Genomic DNA, 502 nt, shown 5'->3' with positions numbered 1-502 from the left:
CGACATAAAGTTTGTCGTTGGCTTGCCATCACGAATGGTTTCGATCATACGGACTTCCGCGATACACGAATAACCAACGCCACCTTCCTCAATCGAAGTGCCATGGTCAGTGCCTTGCTTGTTGGACACCGTGCCAGAACCGAGGATTGCGCCAGCCGATAGTGGGCGCGTTTTTGTGGCATGAACGATTAAGTCTGCAAAGTCAAAAGTCATATCAACGCCAGCGTTAGGGCGACCAAACGGCTTGTGGTTGTAGGTGGAAACCAATGGTAAATGAACTTTGTTTTCATACCATGCATCGCCCAATTCATCAGGGGTAACCGCTACAGGAGAAAACGCCGAAGACGGTTTAGATTGGAAGAAACCAAACCCTTTTGCGAGCTCCGCAGGAATCAAACCACGTAGCGAGACATCGTTCACTAACATAATGAGACGAATAGACTCTTGCGCCTCAGCAATACTTGCGCCCATCGGAACATCGCCAGTTACAACGGCAACTTCG

1 protein-coding gene is annotated in these 502 nt (G+C 49.4%); it reads right to left on the bottom strand.

Going from position 1 to position 502, the window contains the following annotated elements; all coding sequences use genetic code 11:
* Nucleotides 1–502, bottom strand: a 502-nt coding sequence (locus R7R24_RS30835) for a fumarylacetoacetate hydrolase family protein (RefSeq protein WP_318120733.1), incomplete at both ends; no start/stop codon positions are given.

It is taken from the genome of Vibrio sp. 704 (genome assembly GCF_033339295.1).
This window is presented reverse-complemented; position numbering and strand designations above follow the sequence as displayed.